The sequence below is a fragment of the Streptomyces sp. NPDC015532 genome, from assembly GCF_043078065.1.
GTDB lineage: Bacteria > Actinomycetota > Actinomycetes > Streptomycetales > Streptomycetaceae > Streptomyces.
In genome coordinates this window covers 156,291-171,333 of the sequence record NZ_JBIBSY010000006.1, presented here as the reverse complement: position 1 = coordinate 171,333, position 15,043 = coordinate 156,291, and the positions used below count along the sequence as shown (strand labels likewise).

General features: G+C 67.7%; 15 protein-coding genes. 7 read left to right on the top strand and 8 right to left on the bottom strand.

The window, feature by feature from the left end:
* The first annotated feature begins 411 nt into the window (after window positions 1-411).
* Both ACF07B_RS21025 and ACF07B_RS21020 read left to right on the top strand, forming a co-directional pair.
* Window positions 412-915 carry a hypothetical protein gene (locus ACF07B_RS21025; protein ID WP_392180016.1) on the top strand — a complete coding sequence of 168 codons (504 nt, stop codon included), beginning with the start codon at window positions 412-414 and terminating at the stop codon, window positions 913-915.
* Window positions 916-1,255: 340 nt separating this feature from the next.
* Window positions 1,256-1,933: a hypothetical protein gene (locus tag ACF07B_RS21020; RefSeq protein WP_392180015.1), complete on the top strand. Its 678-nt coding sequence runs from the start codon at window positions 1,256-1,258 to the stop codon at window positions 1,931-1,933.
* 344 nt (window positions 1,934-2,277) lie between these two features.
* On the opposite strand, the gene ACF07B_RS21015 is transcribed toward ACF07B_RS21020, so the two are convergent.
* A complete protein-coding gene (locus ACF07B_RS21015) occupies window positions 2,278-2,760 on the bottom strand; it encodes a hypothetical protein (RefSeq protein ID WP_392180014.1) in 483 nt (160 codons plus the stop codon).
* A 327-nt stretch (window positions 2,761-3,087) separates the two neighbouring features.
* On the opposite strand from ACF07B_RS21015, the gene ACF07B_RS21010 reads away from it, so the two are divergent.
* Complete coding sequence (locus tag ACF07B_RS21010; RefSeq protein WP_392180013.1) at window positions 3,088-3,699, top strand: hypothetical protein; 612 nt, start codon at window positions 3,088-3,090, stop codon at window positions 3,697-3,699.
* Window positions 3,700-4,023: 324 nt separating this feature from the next.
* Here the strand turns inward: ACF07B_RS21010 and ACF07B_RS21005 are convergent, their stop codons facing one another.
* Entirely contained in the window at window positions 4,024-4,233 is a 210-nt protein-coding gene (locus ACF07B_RS21005; protein ID WP_392180012.1) for a hypothetical protein, read from the bottom strand.
* 310 nt (window positions 4,234-4,543) lie between these two features.
* On the opposite strand from ACF07B_RS21005, the gene ACF07B_RS21000 reads away from it, so the two are divergent.
* A complete protein-coding gene (locus tag ACF07B_RS21000; RefSeq protein WP_392180011.1) occupies window positions 4,544-6,097 on the top strand; it encodes an alpha/beta hydrolase in 1,554 nt (517 codons plus the stop codon).
* A gap of 239 nt (window positions 6,098-6,336) precedes the next feature.
* Here ACF07B_RS21000 and ACF07B_RS20995 read toward each other — a convergent pair whose 3' ends face one another.
* Window positions 6,337-7,704, bottom strand: coding sequence for an FG-GAP and VCBS repeat-containing protein (locus ACF07B_RS20995; RefSeq protein WP_392180010.1), 1,368 nt, complete (start codon window positions 7,702-7,704; stop codon window positions 6,337-6,339).
* A gap of 215 nt (window positions 7,705-7,919) precedes the next feature.
* Between ACF07B_RS20995 and ACF07B_RS20990 the strand changes: the two genes are divergently transcribed.
* Both ACF07B_RS20990 and ACF07B_RS20985 read left to right on the top strand, forming a co-directional pair.
* The gene (locus ACF07B_RS20990) at window positions 7,920-8,618 is read left to right on the top strand and encodes an alpha/beta fold hydrolase (RefSeq protein ID WP_392180009.1); all 699 of its coding nucleotides are present in this window, start codon (window positions 7,920-7,922) and stop codon (window positions 8,616-8,618) included.
* 249 nt (window positions 8,619-8,867) lie between these two features.
* Window positions 8,868-9,251: a hypothetical protein gene (locus ACF07B_RS20985; RefSeq protein ID WP_392180008.1), complete on the top strand. Its 384-nt coding sequence runs from the start codon at window positions 8,868-8,870 to the stop codon at window positions 9,249-9,251.
* Window positions 9,252-9,306: 55 nt separating this feature from the next.
* On the opposite strand, the gene ACF07B_RS20980 is transcribed toward ACF07B_RS20985, so the two are convergent.
* From ACF07B_RS20980 to ACF07B_RS20960, 5 genes are all read right to left on the bottom strand, one after another.
* Window positions 9,307-9,684 carry a hypothetical protein gene (locus ACF07B_RS20980; protein ID WP_392180007.1) on the bottom strand — a complete coding sequence of 126 codons (378 nt, stop codon included), beginning with the start codon at window positions 9,682-9,684 and terminating at the stop codon, window positions 9,307-9,309.
* Window positions 9,685-9,887: 203 nt separating this feature from the next.
* On the bottom strand, window positions 9,888-10,343 hold the full coding sequence (locus tag ACF07B_RS20975) for a hypothetical protein (RefSeq protein WP_392180006.1): 456 nt from the start codon (window positions 10,341-10,343) through the stop codon (window positions 9,888-9,890).
* A 176-nt stretch (window positions 10,344-10,519) separates the two neighbouring features.
* Window positions 10,520-11,755: a PQQ-binding-like beta-propeller repeat protein gene (locus tag ACF07B_RS20970; protein ID WP_392180005.1), complete on the bottom strand. Its 1,236-nt coding sequence runs from the start codon at window positions 11,753-11,755 to the stop codon at window positions 10,520-10,522.
* A 429-nt stretch (window positions 11,756-12,184) separates the two neighbouring features.
* A complete protein-coding gene (locus ACF07B_RS20965; RefSeq protein ID WP_392180004.1) occupies window positions 12,185-12,844 on the bottom strand; it encodes an MSMEG_1061 family FMN-dependent PPOX-type flavoprotein in 660 nt (219 codons plus the stop codon).
* Between the two features lie 122 nt (window positions 12,845-12,966).
* Window positions 12,967-13,560, bottom strand: a complete 594-nt coding sequence (locus ACF07B_RS20960) for a DUF4240 domain-containing protein (protein WP_392180003.1) — start codon at window positions 13,558-13,560, stop codon at window positions 12,967-12,969.
* A 201-nt stretch (window positions 13,561-13,761) separates the two neighbouring features.
* Between ACF07B_RS20960 and ACF07B_RS20955 the strand changes: the two genes are divergently transcribed.
* Window positions 13,762-15,018, top strand: coding sequence for an LPXTG cell wall anchor domain-containing protein (locus ACF07B_RS20955; RefSeq protein ID WP_392180002.1), 1,257 nt, complete (start codon window positions 13,762-13,764; stop codon window positions 15,016-15,018).
* Window positions 15,019-15,043 lie beyond the last annotated feature (25 nt).

Here is a 15,043-nt window from a genome sequence, read left to right as displayed (position 1 = left end):
CGCGAACGGTCGCGGCCTTGCAGCCTTCGAGACGAAGACCCCGGCTCAATCGGCCCTGCCGACCTCGATACCCTGCGGCGGTGGCTGATGCTTCGTTTAGGTTCCTGATCGATGCCGATCACGGGCAGTTCTATGTCCAAGACCTTGAACCCTATGACGCGTGGATGGCTGAGCACGCGATGGACCCGGACCTGCCGCCGGCCGGCTGGACCAAGGAAGCAGTCCACATCCACCGCATCGGGGTGGAGCCGCACTCGATCTCCGTCGGCACCGCTCGGGACGACATGGTCGAGTCGCCCAGATGCACAAGATCTCCGGCGTCCGTGCAACTATCTGCCTGCGTCGCTGATCGGAGCTCGTCCGCGCCAGGCCTGCGACTGCTTCCGTTGTGGTGTCTGGTTGGATGCGGACATGGGCAACGGTAGCCACGAGGAATCAGGTCTCTCCAAGAGCACCTGGAGCGACGCAGATTTCGAAGAAATGGGGTGGCATGACGTCACTATCCACGGGTTGTCCGTTCAGCCGACCAGCGACTTCCTGCCGCGCCTTCTTCTCGACCTCGACTACATCGTCCGCTGGGTCCACCCGGTCCCGCCCGCGAAACACTTTTCGTTCTGGGTCTCTCCGGCAACACTCGTCTTCGACGATGTCTTCGACCTTGAGGGCGACCTCGACTTCAAGGGTGTGGCCCTGGACTTGGAGGTCGACAGGGTGCACAGGCTGATGACGGACGATGCCCGCCCGAACTTTGCACACTGTCCGCTCTGGCACATCGAAGGCCATGCGTTCGAGTTGAAGTTCCGGGCGTCCGGCTTCCGTCAGTACTTCCGGCAGACTCCGAGGCTCGTATCCCGGCAGGCATTGCCCTATGCCGAACGCGGAGGTTGTGCCTTCACCGAACTGGGCTTCAGCTGACTTGTGACCTTCCGAGGCTTCTGCCAACAGCGAGCACGGCAACCGCGTCGACACAACCTGGGCCGGCCAGGACTCAAACACGGGCTGAGAAGGAGCGGCTGCGACCCGGCGAACCTTCCCGGTCAGAGCACCAGGGAGAACCGAGTACAGCCGGACGGAGGACGCAGGTGCCACCGTACGAGGGCGTGCGGTAGGTGGCTCGTCATCGGCCCGGCCGTCGGGATGTGCCTGTCAAGCCCTTGACCTGGTGCCGCTTCGACGGAGGATGGGGGAAGAGAGCGGGTCTGCGTGGTGACGTGTGGGCCTCTGACAACTCCGACAGCAGGGAGCATTTTTTCCGATGACCGCACAGTTCGCACGCCCTGAGCGCAGCGGTCCCCAGACCGCCTCGGTCATGGACGTCTCGCCCTTCAAGCCTTCTCTCGTCAAAGCGGTGTTCAGGGACGTAAGCCCGATGCACGTCTCTCGGTCGGCCGCGTGCGCCGCCGCGGCGGTGACGCGGACGGTGCTGACGGAGATAATCGACGGCGCGAGGAGAGCGGCGGCGGAGGAGGCCCGGAAGAAGCTGATTCCCGGGGACCTCGTCGCGGCGATCGATCGGAACGTCGAGCTCGAGGTGGGGAGCAAGTGGTTCCTCCACAGTCCGACGTTTCACGGCCTGACCGGTGTCATGTACGACGCCGAGGGCGTCATTGTTTCTACTCGTGAGCGCAGGGGGTCACGCAAACCGAGCGCTGTGGTCGGCGCCCACAGGTTCGAGGCCGGCGTCAAGAAACTGCTGCGAAACCAGGGGACGACGGCCGTCCCGGTGATGGTCCGCGACCTGGACGGAATCGCGAGCGCGTTCCTGACGGACCTCGCCCGGGACGCGGTCACGGTCGTCCGCAGGGGGGACAGGCGGACCATCGGCAGGGACGACATCCTGGCCGCCACCGCGATTCAGTTGTTCGGCGGCACCCTCAGGCAGCGAGCCCTTACCGAGGCACGCGAGGCGACACAGAACACTTCGGCCGGCTGAACGGGTGCGATGGTGCGACCAACAACGCCGCCTGCACTCTCATCTGCCACCGCAGACGCGCCGCGGTCTGTAGCGGTTTGTGGACTGGACACCCGACGCGACGCCCCATGACCCATGACGGCCGGGGCCGTCGGAGGTTGCCAAACGATGCAGACTTGCCCAGGTGATCCGTGAGGTGGCCGGCCGGGAGCCCGATGCCCGGAGACAGGCGGCACTCCTCGAAACGCCGTACCACCTCGGTCTCGAAGACCCGGATGATGAATGAGCCTGCCGCCATCAGCAGACGAGTCGGCTCCCGGCCCGGGCCGTCGCGATGCAACAACAAAGCCTCGGTGTAACGGAGTTCAGCGCAGAGCACGCCGCTCATCTACACAACGGGTCGGTGTCCCCAGAAACACATCGGGTGTTGCAGAGCCATAAAGGATGTTGAACGTCTCCAATTGATAGGACCAGGCCCCATCGCATCTGCCGACGAACCGGTGATTGATCTGCCACTGCAGCCACTGGCCGGGAGCCAGGCGGACGGCGGGCGGGCGCCGATTACGTCGTGGCATGGCGAACGTGGATATCGCTGGTGGATCCACGCGCAGCACCCCATCGACCTCGCGGAGGATGGTCCCGGGCGCCGACAGATCCCGCACCTGCATACGAGGCTCGAAGGAATCGGACTCCCGCATGGCGACCTCGTGGAGGGCGGAACTCAAGCCCGGAGGCAGCGAGAAGACCGTAGGGGCGGCGTTCCTCAGGGCAGCATCAGGGCCGCCGCGCGACTTCTTGGTCCACGACGTGCGCACGCGCTGAACGACTGCATCCATGGGCTCGATCATCCGGCATGACTCCGCACCGCGGCCACAGAGTTACGTGCCGCGCCGGCCTGTGCCAGGTCGTGCGGGCAACTACGGGGAACACCGGGCACCTTGCCGGCGCCTCCGGACGCTGGCACCGCCCCGACGCACGTCAGAGGTGCCCTGATTCCAGAACGCTCGGTTGATGTGCCTGACAACGGTGACCGGTTGAGAGATCATCGGTTGATGCCCTCAGAGACGGCGCTTTTCAGCCTGCGCATGGTGTGTCCGCCGCCGGGTCAGGGGGCGTTGGAAGCCCGCCCGGTTGTCGACGGCAGGGATGTGCTGTCCGAGGTGTTTCCCGGGCGTGTGGCCGTGAGCCCCCTGTATCTCCTGGACCCGGACGACGGGCCCTTGCACGCCACGGCCACGCCCCACGAGGTCCGGCTCGCGGGGTCGAGCCCCTGCGAGGAATGGTGTTGCGGCGCGCTGTATGTGACCGTCAGACGTGAGGGGCAGCAGGTGGTCTGGGCGGGCTGGCGCAACCCGGCCAGTCAGGACCTCGACCTACCGGAACTGCGGTTCGACGTCGACCAGTACGAGGCGGAGGTCAACCGGGCGGCAACGGACCGCGGCTGGGAATGGCCGGCCGGAGCGGTCGCGAGGCTCCTGCAAGCCCGGTTGCGCCGGCACGAAGACTGGCTGGAGACGTGGGACTGCGAGGTGGAAGGCATCGGGGCACCCCGGACCGAACCCGATCGCATCCATGTCGTTCTGATGCACCCCCGAATCCGGACCGAGGCGGACCAGCCCTGGCTCCAGTTCGGGATAACCCTCCCGGTCTCCCAGGACGACCCCGTCGACAGCCAGGCCGCACACCTCCAGGCGCGCCTGACCGCCGGTGATCCCCGCGCGATCGCCGAAGTCTGGGGTGGCTCGGAGGCGTACGCCGAACAACTCGGCTACCCGTGGCCGCACTGATGCCGCGCACCTGATCGCACGGGGACGAATCCTGTACCCAGCGGGCATCGATCTCGCGGCGGTTCGGCAGGGTGTGGCGCGGCGGGTCCGCGGCCGGGATGAAGCCGGCGCCTGACAGCGCTCGGCCGGACGCGGGTGTTCGCCACCTCGTGACCAGCACGCAGGGTCCGAAGACCTCCGTGCGCAGGACATGCCGCGGATGAGCGCGCACGGATGGCAGCGGAGTGTTGGGCACTGTCCATCCGCGACGCAGTCGTGACCAGGCCGTTTGCTCCCCTGGAGCCCCGATGGCCAACTCCGCCGGTGTTGGCTGCTGCCGCGCTGTCAGCGCGTCAAGGTCACCAGGCCAAAGATCACCAACCCGGCCCCCATGAATCCGAACTGCAGTCTCATGCGTTCAAGGTTCTTCCAGGGCGTCCCCCAGCGCGTCCTGTAGCGCGATGACACGTCTGCCCAGTCCCACACCCAGACATCCACGCCGCGAAAGCCACAGGCCACCACGAGGAAAGCACCGCCCACGATCAGCGTGAGCACCCCACGGAGCAACACACCAGTCCACCCCCTGCCTCATGATCAGTGTCACCGTCGCGGCATTGTCGCAGGAGGCGCCGAAAGCCCTGGGAGCGGTCCCCAGCAGAGCCGTGGCAGAGCGAAGAGAGGCACGGCATGCGTACGAGCCCGGTCCCTCGCCCCATGACGGCTCCAACCCAAGGCCTCACGCCGGGCGTCCGGCCGTACTGTCGGAGGCGGCTTGTATCCTGCACGCATTTGACGATCGGACGATCACGGATACGGGCGTGCGGGAACGGGGCGGGCGTCCAGGGGCGGGAGCGCGGGGATTTCGATGAGTGACGCACATCCGATACGAAGCCATGGACCGGGCCTCTCGATCGGCGCGCGCATCATCGCGGTGGTCGTCCTCGCCGCGATCGGGGCCGTCGTCGCCTGGCTCCAGCACGACGCTCCCGGCCGGAGCACGGAGCCGCGTACGGAGTTCACCGCGAACAACCCGCCCGCGGGTCTGCCCACCGCGCTCACCGCCGGCCAGCACCTCCACTGGGCCAACTGCACCTCGCCGCCCACCGCGCGCACGGGCTACGACTGCGCCACCATGAAGGCCCCCCTCGACTACCGGAAACCGGACGGCAGGACGATCGACGTCGCCCTGATCCGCCGCAAGGCCACCGGCCCGAACGCCCGGCGCATCGGCTCGCTCGTCCTCAACTTCGGCGGCCCCGGCGTGTCCGGCGTGCGCGGACTGCCCGAACGCCTCAACCAGTACGAGCCGCTCCTCGACCGCTACGACCTGGTCTCCTTCGACCCGCGAGGCGTCGGCGCGACCATCCCCGTGCGATGCGGGAAGACCGCGAAAGACACCGGCTACGACGGGACCGACGCCTGCGCCGAGCACTCCGGGGCGCTCCTCCCGTACATCGGCACCTCGCACACCGCGCGCGACCTCGACCTGATGCGCTACCTCCTCGGCGACGAGCGGCTGCACTACTTCGGCGTCTCCTACGGAACGGCGCTCGGCGGGGTCTACGCCCACCTGTACCCGTCGCACGTCGGACGGCTCGTCCTCGAAGCGTCCGTCGATCCGACCGAGGACCTCGACGAGGAGCAGGTGTCACAGGTCAAGGCGGTCCAGGCGGCGTTCGACCGGTTCGCCGCGCACTGCGCGGCCCGTATCCGCCACTGCCCGACCGGCGACGGGCCCGAGGAGGCCGCGCGGCGCATGGCGCGTCTGGCCGACCGCCTGGAGAAGAAGCCGGCCCCGGCCGGCGCCGGAAGGAACCTTGACGCCGACGACCTCGCGTACGCCGTCGGCGACCATCTCGACCTCGGCACGGACGGCTGGGCGCTGCTCGCCAAGGCCCTCACCGCGCTGATCGACCACAACGACGGCCGTCTGCTGAGCAAGGGCGCGGACGACATCGGCTCCGGCGACCGCACGGCGATCCCGCACGATTTCAGCCGCGCCGCCCTGACCGCGATCACCTGCGCGGACTCCAGCCTGCGCCCCGGCTTCGAACGCCTCGACCGTGACGAGGCCCGCGTCAAAGCCGCCTCACCCGTCTTCGGCGCGGCCTGGTCCATCGGTGTCTACCTCTGCTACGACTGGCCGTTCGACGGCGAGCGCGCCACGCTCCAGGTGAACGCCGACGGCGCTGCCCCCGTCCTGGTGGTCGGGGGCACCGGCGACCCGACGACCCCCTACCCCGGCGCCCGCCACATGGCCCGCGCCCTCGGTGACGGCGTCGGCGTCCTCCTGACGGCCGAGGAGGAGGGCCACGGCACCTATCCGCAGAACCGCTGCGTCAAGGAGAAGGTCGACCAGTACCTCCGCACGGGCCGAACCCCGGCCCAGGGGACGGTGTGCCGGGGCAGCATGTCCTGAGGCTCGTACGGATCCGCCGGGCGGCCGTCAGCACACCGGTTCATTCGCAGCTGGAGGGTGAAGGCGGTCGCGTCGGCGGCGGCGATCTTCACCACCCGTTGAAGACCTGTCCTGAACCCCTGCCTGCGTTCCGGCGCCCCGTACGCACACTCGCCACACGCACGCACCGGCCGCTGCTGCGCCCGCGCTCCGCGCGAGCGACGGGGGTTCAGAGACAGACTCCTGTTCGTCTGGGGGAGTCATTGCAGGAAGCTGTCGATGGGCGCCGCGTCGAATTCGGTCGCGCCCGTCGTAGTGATGCCGCTGGCTGAGCCGGGCAGTCGCAGAGAGCCGACGGCGCTCACCAACAGGTCGGCCTTTCCGTCACCGTTCGTGTCGCGCAGCCGTACCAGGTCACCGAACTGGTCGTCAGCCGTCAACGGGCCCGGCACGCCGGGGGTGTTGCGGGCGAACCACTGCGAGCCGGCACCGGACAGACCGCTCGCGCGCCCCTTGAGGACGTGTACGGCGCCCGCGTTGTCCTGGCCGTCGATCTCTTCGCCCCGCACGCCGATCGCGAGATCGGCGTAGCCGTCGCCGTTGACGTCGCCCGCCGAGATGGATGAGCCGAACTCGTCGTAGTTCTCTGGGGATCCGGCGACCCCACTGGTCGACTGGGTGAGGCGGGTGTTTCGGGACGGGCCGGTGGACGAGCCGTACCAGACGCTGACGCGGCCCTTGTGCTTGGAGTAGAGGGATGTGCCGACGGCGATGTCGCCGTAACCGTCCTTGTCGAAGTCGGCTATGACACCGTCGCCACCGCGCTCGGAGCTGCCGCCGTTGCCGGACTGGGACTCCAGGCGGAGGCTGTTGCCCGGGGTGAGCGCGCTCGCGCCGCCCTTGATGAACCAGACGTCGGACGCGATGTATTCGGGGGTGGCCACGTCACCGATGATCGCGAGGTCGGTCTTGCTGTCGCCGTTGACCTTGCCGGAGATGAGGGCCGCGGAGTAGAAGGACGTCGTCTTGTCGAGCTTGGTCACCGAGCCGGTGGTTCCGGAGCGCTTGAGCGGGCCGCGGTAGACGTAGGTCATGGCGTCGTTGATGACGGCCAGGTCCTGCTTGCCGTCCCCGTTGAAGTCGCCGGTGGCCAGATCCAGGCCCATGTAGTTGTTGCGGCCCGGGTTCTTGTTCGGGAGAGCCGTGCCCGTGGACAGGCCGGAGGCGGAGCCCCAGAGAACCGTCACGGCGCCCTGGTCGGCGCCGTGGGAGCCGTTCTCGCCGGTCGCCGCCACCGCGAGGTCGCCGTATCCGTCGCCGTCGAAGTCCGTGGCGGCCCGTACCTCACCGAACATGTCGTCGGCTTCGTCGCTGCCGGGCACGCCGGGGCTCGACTGGGTGATGCGCTGCTGTGTGGTGCCGGGTCCGGTGGCGGTCCCGAAGACCACGGTGACGCCGCCGCCCCCTCTGGCGCTGAAGCTCGAGTACGCGTAGTCGCGGTAACCGTCGCCGTTGAAGTCGTCGCCGTGCTTCGCGGGCGCGGCGCTCGCCGCCGCGGCGGGCAGGGTGAGGGGGATGAGGCCCGCTACCAGAAGGGTGGCGAGCATGACCGTTGTGCGGTTGGGCATGGGTGTTGGGGTTCCTTGTGTGTCGCGGAGGCGGTGGGGTCGGTCGGCGATCTGGGCATCGAAGCGGGATGCGTGGCCGGTGGTGGGTGGGGGCGCCACGTCGTTCACCGAAAGCTGTTCCGGGTGACGCGTGGGGTGTGCGAAGAGCAGACCGGTGAGGGGGCGTAAGGGTTGTACGTCGGCGCACAGGAACGTCGCCCGGCTACGGTACGGGCATGGTGAATTTCGTGCTGGTTGCGGGTGCGCGGCTCGGGGCCTGGGCGTGGGACGACGTGGTGCCGTATCTGCGTGCGGCCGGCCACGGCGCTTACCCGTTGACGCTGTCCGGCCTTGCTGAAAAGCGGGGTGTACGCGCGGGGCAAGCGACCCACGTCCAGGACATCGTTTCCGAAGTGGAACGCCAGGGTCTGCGTGACGTGGTCCTGGTCGGTCACAGCTACTCGGGCATCCCGGTTGGCCAGGCCGCGGAGCGGATCGGCGACCGACTGGCCCACGTGGTATTCGTCGACTCAAGTGTGCCAATTGACGGCGAGTCGTTTGTCTCCGCCTGGCCAGATGGTGGGGCGGCGGTGAAGGCATCGATCGCCGAAAACGGTGGGTTTTGGCCGCTCGTGCCAGCTGCTCACTATGACGGCGAGGGTCTCACCGAGGAGCAGATCGCACGACTCGTCCGTGGCTCAACGCCTCACCCGGGCGCCACGCTGACCGAGCCCGCCGTGCTCGCAGGGCCGCTCGGTGAACTTCCGGCGACGTACGTCCTTTGCCTGTTCGCGGGGGCCGAGCCCGACGAAGACGTGGCCGAGCTGCTGAACAGCAAGCACTGGCGGCTGGTCACGATGAACACCGGCCATTGGCCGATGTTCTCCCAGCCGCGTGAACTGGCGCAGATTTTCATCGATTCTGCCGTGGAGTAACAGCACTTGCATGCTGCGGGCTCCCCATAGGGAACGCTTCACGTGCGCTGGTCACAGCCATTCGTCGATGGCGGCAACGAGAATGGTCGCCTCGTAGCGGACCACTGATGCGGCGGATTCCCCGGCAACGCAGGTAAGCGTGATTCCTTCTGGAGGTCACCGTGCTTGCGTGCACCACGCTTTCGAGCGGCAGGTTGCCTCTTATGACACGCCGTAGGCACCCGTCGGGCTGGCGGGCAGACTGCGTCCATGCAACTCCCCGCACAAGCCGTTGCAGCCACCGCGCTGATCGAAGTCGTCAGGATCTCCGCCCTCCCGGCCAAGCGGGGCGCCCCATTCCCTGGCGAGGTGGTCACCCACTGGGCCGGGAGCGAGGCCGCCGACGCCTTGGCCTTGATCGAGACCCTGCCCGGCAGCGAACAGCACCGCTGCGGCTTCTCACCAGGCTGGAGCATCCGGGCATACGAGGACACCCTCGACCTGGCGTTGTTCGAGGCGGCATTCTGCTTCAGCTGCCATGAGGTCCGGATGCAGGGAACGGCTGTGCCACCCACGCTGGCCACGCAGTTCTTCGACGCGGCCGCCCCGTCGGCCCAGAGCCTCCTGGCCCTCTTCCGCGAGGCGGCCTTGTAGTCGGCAGGCTTCCGGGTTCGGCGCTCAGGTTGGGCGGACGGGCCAACCTGAGCGCTCAGCCACAGGCGTGTGACGCCGTCCGGGGCATGGCGAAGAGCCCCGGATCGGGTTCGGTGTGGATGCCGATGCCCAGTTCCTGACGATCGGCGCCCTCAAGGCTTCGGCTCGACCGAACCATCTTGATAGCGACACACATGGCCACGACAGCAACTGTTCTTCCCAAGGGCTGCATCGGGTCAGCGAGCACCGTCGTGGCGACCGCCAACAAACACACGCCGAAGGCGAACAACAGCAGCCCCCAACCGTAGACGCGAGGGCGTTTCACCGTCGGCCGGGCCTTCGGAAAAACCCAGCCGCCAGTGATTGCCGCGATGGCCTCGACAGCGTTCACCAACGCCAGCACACCAGCGAATATCACCCAGTAGATGGACATACTTCCTCCGCTACACGCCAGATCCAGGCACAACGCCCCCGTGGTCATGACAGCGCCTCCATAGGGCGGGGTACGTGGCGTCGGCCTCGGCCTCCTCGATCCCTCGCGTGCCGTCCTCGACTCCGCCCGCGTCCGCGCCAAGCCGCGCCCCGGCTTCCAGGTCGGGCGGGGAAGCCTTGGCGGATGGTCGCCAAGCGACTGCTTCACCCCGACGATATGACCTCGACATACACGGCAGAAAAGGTGGCGTCATCTTCGTCGACGAACAGGTTGTAGGTGACTCCGCCACGGCTCACCGAGCCGGACTCGTATCGCTTCACCTTGGAGACGTCGCGTCCAGCCATGTGCGCAACCTCTTCGAAACCCTGCCAAGGTCCGGGGCCGTAGGGGGACTTCAGGTCGACATCAATCGACTGGAAATAGGGTTTAACGCGGTTTTCGGGAATGACGAAGAGGAAGTGTGACATACCCGCGTACGGAACGCCCTGCCCGTCCGTGCAGTGATAGACCTCGTCCGCCTCCGCCGGCAACGAGACGTTCCATGCCCGGGCGAGCCCGGCCGCATCGCCCCGACCGCTCTTCCCGCAGTCCTCTCCCATTGCTATCGCGTTCCAGGACGGTAGATGGAAACCGACGACCAGCCAGTAGCCGAAGGCCAAGACGAACGCCGCGCACCCGACGCGACGGCGTGCCCTACCTCGAACCTCACCTTGCATTGCCCATACCTTTCTTGCACCCGACCCCGTGGCGACTCTTGTGACCGCGAGAATCAGGAGAGCGAGGGAATCGCAGTTCACACGCGTGGGTTGCCCCTCGCTCCGGAGACGGAGGTCAGTCAGTCCGTGGCGATCAGCAAGTCACCGTCGTCGTCGCCCCAGCCGATGCCTACCGCACCGTCGGCGATGTCGCCAATGACGAACTTCATGTAGTCGACGGCCCCGTCGCCCACACTCTGGGCCGGCAGTCGCAGGGTGTGGAGCAGACGCCCGGTGTCCGCGTCGAGGACGAGCAGCTCGCCTTGGAACCAGCAGCACGCGTCCGCCTCGGTGAGGTAGGGCTGACGTACGACGTACACCCGGCCTTCAGCGATCTTGGGGAGCCCGTACTCCTGGCCGCTCGGCGCCCGCAGTTGCCAAGTGGGCCGTCCGTCGGCGGTGTCGAAGGCGCGCAGGAGCGTGACATGTCTGCCGGAACGGTGCTTCGGGTCGGTGCCGGACAGTACGGTGCCGCTGCCCGCAGCGATCATGTTCCATCGGTCCAGGGGGAGAGTGGTGCGTGGTGAGATCCTTTGGCGGTTCATGTCGAGCACCTGGATGGTCCGCCGGTGGTCGGGGTCCGGAGCGACCAATGTGTGCCCGTCACCCCAAGCCGTCAGATCCGGGTCCACGGTGCGCTGCTGCCACAGGACCTTGCCCGTGCGGTTGTCGACACCCAGCAGCAGGCCGATGTCGTCGGGGCCGTAGCGTCCCGAGCCGTTGCACAACACGTGGACGGCGGTCAGATGGTCCGGCAGGGTGTGCACGGAATTGAGGAACACCTCGGGACACCAGTCAGGGGTTTTCGCCGTCCACAGGTTCCGGCCGTCGCGTTCGTCGAAGGCGCGCACGGCCCCGGGATCCTCGGTGACGGTCTGGCCTCCGGCGATCTTCACGTTCCGGCCGCGGTCGCCGGCCTGGATCTCCGCGTGCCACAGCAGTTTGCCGGTGCGCAGATCGAGGGCGACGAGCTTCCCGTCGTCGAAGCGGGTCACCACCGTGCGGCCCGACGCCCCGAAGTGCCACACAAGGGAGTCGTCCACATCCCGGCGCTCGTAGTGCCAGTACTCCTTGCCGGTCCGCAGGTTCACGGCCTCGATGCCGTTGTACTCGTCCATGTACATGTCCGTCCACCGCAGGGACAACCCGTGCACCAGGACTTGCCTGTTCCGCGGGCTGCGTATGAGGTGTTCAGGCGCGACCGGGGCCTCGGTGGCGAACGCGGCGGGGAAGGGGCCGTGGGCTCCGGTGAACACGTCCCGTGACATGTACCAGTCGTCCAGGGCAAGGGCCGCTTTGGAAAGGAGGAGCACCACCAAGAGAACGATGACTTTCCAGTTGCCGTCCATCAGTCGGCTCGCACGACCCCCCAGGGGCCTGCCCGGCCCCATGGATGCACCCACCCCTGGTTCTCCCAGCAAATTCATCCGCTGCACCACGACTGCCCCCAATGCCCTGCGCCTGTCACGGTGACGGGGCAGCTCAGGGATCTTCACTGGTCAACGGGAGCCAGGCAAGTCGGGCCATCGGCGCAGTCCTGTCGGCCGCACTGACGCGTGAACGGCATCTGGGACCGAATGGCACCCTCCGGACATCCAGCCGGATTTGCTCATATTCGGCCACGTGGGGCGGCCGCCCCTTCGCGTTTCCAAGGGCTGTCCCGTGAGTGACCTTCAGGCGGTTGCGGTCAGGCGCCCGTGCAGGGGAGTGACCAAGCCCGCCGCTGCGGGCAGGTCGACGGCCCCTTACTCGTAGCGGTACTTCAGGGAGTCGGCCTCCGCCTGCTGGATGTCGGCGATCGTCAACTCGGGCATCCGGAGTTGCGCCAGTGTCACCTCGGCCGAGGTCGGCTGGGCGTCCGCCGACAGCCACTGGTCCGGCTTCCAGGCCCCGCTGCGCAGGAGCGCCTTGGGGCAGTGCGGGTAGACCTCCTCGATCCCCAGCACCAGCGCACTGGCCGGCGGCTTGCCCACGGCGGTCAGCTGGGACAGCAGCTCCGGGCGGGTGGAGACGCAGGCCCGGCCGTTCACCCTGAGTGTCGTGGTGCGCCCCGGGATGATGAACAGCAGCCCGGCCCGTCCGGTGGCGACGACATTCTGCAGGGTGTCCAGACGCTTGTTGCCGGTCGCGTCCGGTATCGCCACCGTCCGTGCGTCCAGGACGGCGACGAACCCGGCGGGGCCGCCGCGCGGGGAAACGTCACAGTTGCCCTCGGCGTCCGCGCTGGCGACCAGGACCAGCGATGAGCATCCGATCAACCGCTTGGTCTGCTCGGTGAGTTCGGTCATCTGCTTGCGCACGGCCGTGTCGCTGGGGAGTGCGTAAGCCCGGCGCAGCGCCTCCTGGTCGGGCACGGCGTCCAGGCGGAGCGAGTCGAAGGCACTGCCGGCAAGAGGTGTCGTCATGCCCACGACCCTAACGGGCGCCGACACGTGATTGATCTTGGTCGTCCCGTCCCGCGCCGGTCCAGTGGGCGACCAGCGGAGGATGCGCCTCCTCGGAAGCGACCTGCCGAGCGTGAACGACCTCATGAGTCATCGCCCAGCGGGAACATGACGCTCAATCGCGGGAGTCTGCGAGTCGCATCGGCTTCATCCCGAACATTCCAACGTTCCCCAGCCAACACCCGCCTGCCGACCAGGTGTTCGCCCCGCTGAGCCCGCACAGCGGCATGGAACCGATCGCCGCACGGGTCTGGATCCCCGGTCGCAAGGCCGTAGGCTTCCGACGCCACATAGTCCAGCAATTCCCATCCTGGCCAGTCCTCGCCCCAGTCCCTCCAACTCCTCCCGGTCAAAGCCAGGACCTCAGGCGCATCGGCCAGGGCATCCGGATCGAGCACCGCTCGTCCGAAGATCTGCCCTCCCAGCCCGACCATCCAGAGGCCGAAGTAGTCGAAGTCGTCGTCCGAGCACCGGCCGCCGAAGATCCGCTCGGCCGCGGCCACCAAGTCCCAGTGGAAGGCCTGACGGGTCACCCGGTCGAGGCACAGCTGGAAGTCGACGATCTCCAGTTGCGGCCTTCGCGACAGGTCGGCCCGCAGCCAGGCCAGCCGCGCATCCCTGCCTTCCGCCTGTCGGCGGCATGTCTCCATCAGTTCCCAGAAGGATTCAACGTCCACGGGGAACACCCTGCCAGGGGCCACTGACAACCACCGTGTCGGCTTCGGGGCGGGGCTCACGGCGGCCGGTGGGCGCGATCGCACGACAGAGGAGGCGTCGCCCGTACAACCGTTCCGAGTCGGCAAGGGTCTAGTGATCGCAACACTGTTCCCCTGGAAGACAGCGTCCGTTTCCCCCGCGTCCCAACAAAGGTTCCCTCCATGCCGATACCCCCACACAACCGTCGCACCTCCCGGGCCGCTGTCGCCGCCCTCGGTGCTGCCGGCCTGATCGCGTTGGTCACGGTTCCCGCCGCCTTCGCCGATGCAGCAGCATCCGAACTGGTCGTCGGAGGCATCGAGCCGATCCACGGGTTGAAACCGGGGGACACCTTCGACCTGCCGGTCACCGTGGCGAACAAGGGCACCGGGACCGCCGAGAAGGTGTGGGTCTCCTACTCCGTCACCCGGGGGCTCGACTTCGTGGACGTTCCCTCCAATTGCCGTGTACAGCACATTGAGACCTACGACGAGATGACCGAGAACTGGGCCGCGACGTGCGCGTTCGACCAGGCAGTGGAGCCGGGCGTCGTCTACACGCCCGAGAAGCCTCTCCGTGTCAAGGTACTGGACCGCGCGTACATAGACAGGCTGCGTGTGCGTGTCGAGGACGGCGGCGCCCCCATGGACGACGAGAACGGAGATCCGTCGGTGGCGGGGACCGCGCCGGCGGTGAAACTGGTCGAGCAACCGGCCGGGGGCGAGGGCTCCGCGGAACGTGTCAAGGTGTCGGTCACCTCGGTCAACACGGCCGACTACCAGGTGACGGGTGCCGCGTTGAGGGGGCGGGTCGGTGACACGGTGACGATGAAGGTGAAGTTCGCCAACGCCGGGCCCGCCTGGCTTCTGGAAGAGGAAGTGGAGCGGGGCGTCCAGATCATGATCACGCCTCCCGCCGGAACCTCGGTCATCAAGCGCGACTACTACTGCCACGCCGAGCGCGGGACGTATCGCTGCCCCGCGCACTTCGGTATGAACATGGCTGAGGACGTCCAGACGGCCTACACCTTCAAGCTGAAGATCGACAAGCGGGTCGCGGGCGCCAAGGGCTCGATCGCGCTGACCACCGAACCGCGGCCGTTCGACCACAACAAGGCCAACGACAAGGCCGACATCACGCTGGACGTCACGGGCGGGGGGTCGACCGGCTCGACGGGCGGCTCGACCAATGGTTCAGGCGGCTCGTCCGGCGGGTCGACAACGGGCTCGACGACGGGTTCGACGGGCGGCTCGACGAGTGGCTCGGGCGGATCGTCCGGCGGGTCGTCGACGACCGGCGGCGAGGGGGCGACGACGACCGGCGGCAACCTGGCGGAGACCGGCTCCTCGACCCTGCCGGTCATGGGCGCGGCCGCCGTGGCGCTGGTCACGGGTGCGGGCACCCTCCTGATCGTGCGCCGCCGACGGGCCAGCGCCTGAGCTGACGACCGTCCGACGCGAAGGG

Excerpts from the sequence above, each read along its gene's own strand:
- ACF07B_RS21025 (WP_392180016.1), top strand. The coding sequence starts at position 412 with ATGGGCAACGGTAGCCACGAGGAATCAGGTCTCTCCAAGAGCACCTGG.
- ACF07B_RS21020 (WP_392180015.1), top strand. The coding sequence starts at position 1,256 with ATGACCGCACAGTTCGCACGCCCTGAGCGCAGCGGTCCCCAGACCGCC.
- ACF07B_RS21015 (WP_392180014.1), bottom strand. The coding sequence starts at position 2,760 with ATGATCGAGCCCATGGATGCAGTCGTTCAGCGCGTGCGCACGTCGTGG.
- ACF07B_RS21000 (WP_392180011.1), top strand. The coding sequence starts at position 4,544 with ATGAGTGACGCACATCCGATACGAAGCCATGGACCGGGCCTCTCGATC.
- ACF07B_RS20995 (WP_392180010.1), bottom strand. The coding sequence starts at position 7,704 with ATGCCCAACCGCACAACGGTCATGCTCGCCACCCTTCTGGTAGCGGGC.
- ACF07B_RS20990 (WP_392180009.1), top strand. The coding sequence starts at position 7,920 with ATGGTGAATTTCGTGCTGGTTGCGGGTGCGCGGCTCGGGGCCTGGGCG.
- ACF07B_RS20985 (WP_392180008.1), top strand. The coding sequence starts at position 8,868 with ATGCAACTCCCCGCACAAGCCGTTGCAGCCACCGCGCTGATCGAAGTC.
- ACF07B_RS20980 (WP_392180007.1), bottom strand. The coding sequence starts at position 9,684 with ATGTCCATCTACTGGGTGATATTCGCTGGTGTGCTGGCGTTGGTGAAC.
- ACF07B_RS20965 (WP_392180004.1), bottom strand. The coding sequence starts at position 12,844 with ATGACGACACCTCTTGCCGGCAGTGCCTTCGACTCGCTCCGCCTGGAC.
- ACF07B_RS20955 (WP_392180002.1), top strand. The coding sequence starts at position 13,762 with ATGCCGATACCCCCACACAACCGTCGCACCTCCCGGGCCGCTGTCGCC.